This window comes from Synechococcus sp. F70.1, assembly GCF_047502745.1.
Classification (GTDB): Bacteria; Cyanobacteriota; Cyanobacteriia; order Thermostichales; family Thermostichaceae; genus Thermostichus.
Genome location: NZ_JANSJL010000075.1, coordinates 1 through 1577, shown reverse-complemented (window position 1 = coordinate 1577; position 1577 = coordinate 1). Strand labels below are relative to the sequence as shown.

2 protein-coding genes and 1 pseudogene are annotated in these 1577 nt (G+C 54.9%); all 3 read left to right on the top strand.

All coding sequences use genetic code 11. The features are described 5' to 3' along the window. Positions 1 to 257 (top strand): annotated as a pseudogene (locus NW860_RS07900) (hypothetical protein); the annotation flags it as partial. Positions 258 to 353: 96 nt separating this feature from the next. Further along, positions 354 to 995 carry a Uma2 family endonuclease gene (locus NW860_RS07895; RefSeq protein WP_414513484.1) on the top strand — a complete coding sequence of 214 codons (642 nt, stop codon included), beginning with the start codon at positions 354 to 356 and terminating at the stop codon, positions 993 to 995. Positions 996 to 1024: 29 nt separating this feature from the next. Further along, the coding region (locus NW860_RS07890) for an RAMP superfamily CRISPR-associated protein (RefSeq protein ID WP_414513482.1) at positions 1025 to 1577 on the top strand (553 nt) is incomplete at its 3' end.

Sequence of the window (1577 nt, the reverse complement as noted above, 5' to 3'; positions counted from 1 at the left end):
AGCAAAAGCCCTGCAAAGGGGATCCCAGGCCCACCCGGCTGCAGAGCTTTGGACAGGCCATCCGCGACATCTCCCGTTCCCTGGAGCTGGTGAGGCCCGTCAGCCTGCAGGAGGACTTGCGCAAGTTACTTAAGGCAGAAGAGAATGCCCTCAGCCAAGAGGGCAAAAAGCAAGTGGTCAAGGAGTTTTTTAGTTGTCTAGAGGAGATCTCTGGCCAAAAAGGAATTGCTAGCTCTAATTATGCAATTGGGAGTTGAAGAGTATCTGGGCCTCACAGGACTGGGTCTGGCTTTAGCTCAGGAGTTTGGCTTTTGGGCCACCGCCATCTACCACGACGTCAAAGGAGGAGAGTAATGGGTGTAGCCATTCCCCTGCAGTCTATCCACCTCCAAGAGGGGAGCCGAGTGGTCATCCATCCGTTGACCTGGCAAGACTGCGAGAACATTCTGGAAGAGCTGGGCGAAGATCGCCATACTCGCATTGCCTACTGCAATGGAACTTTCGAGATTATGTCTCCCTTATCCAAGCATGAACGCCCTCATCGCATCGCTGGAGATATTGTAAAAGCTCTCCTCGATGCTCAGGGGAGAGACTGGGAAGATTTTGGCTCAACAACCCTCAAAAAATCTGGCAGTGCTGGAGTAGAACCAGACACCTGTTTCTATGTCAATCACCTGGAGCAGGTGCGTGGCTGTGAGGGAAGGATCGATGTTGATTTGTTCCCCCCACCCGATCTGGCCATTGAGTCCGATGTTACTTCCCAAACTTTTATCGATGCCTACAAAGCTATTGGCGTGCCAGAAGTTTGGATCTTGAATGAGCGAAGTTTGCGGATATTTATCTTGCAGGAGCAAGACTACGTCGAATCCAGCCGCAGCCAGCTTTTTCCAGACTTCGACATCCCCAAGCTTGTGCCTCAGCTCATTCAACGGGCCTTAGAGATTGGCACCAGCGCCATGTTGCGTGAATTTCGGCAAACTCTTGGCAACTCCTAACCCTTTTTCCCTTTTTTGGAGAAGATCCCATGACTGGTCATCGCTCTGCCCGTCCTGGCAACACTTCCCAGCCGCTTCCTCGTCCTCCCAGGCCAGGGGATCCCAGCCGCCAGCCACCTCAGGAAAATCGACCTAAAGGAGGCAATGGTGGGGGAAACCAGCCGCGCGGTGGAGGTGGTGGCCGAGGGGGCAACAATTCTCAGCCCTCGCCGTGGCTAGGTCACCCCTTGGATCCCACGCCCAACCCCGATCCCACCGCCGGCTTTGTTGAATATTTGCGCTGGATGCGAGCGCCACTCGATGCTTTTAAAGACGGCACCAAGGCGGAGCTGGCGCACCAAGTGGAAACCAGGATCAACTTTGGAGCTCGCTTGAAGGTTTTGAATGAGCGCACCCAGCGTATTGCCAGCAACACCTTTCAGGTCACCTGTCCCTGGCGAATTCGAGTCGGTGGAGCCAAAGGCCCGGAGAGCATGATGCTCCCTGCTTTCGATCACTTAGGGATCCCTTACATTCCCAGCTCCACTCTGCGCGGCGTAGCCCGATCCCAGGCCATTCGAGAGCTGATGCGGGAGCGCAACC

Coding starts and splice junctions, on each gene's coding strand:
- NW860_RS07895 (WP_414513484.1), top strand. CDS start 354: ATGGGTGTAGCCATTCCCCTGCAGTCTATCCACCTCCAAGAGGGGAGC.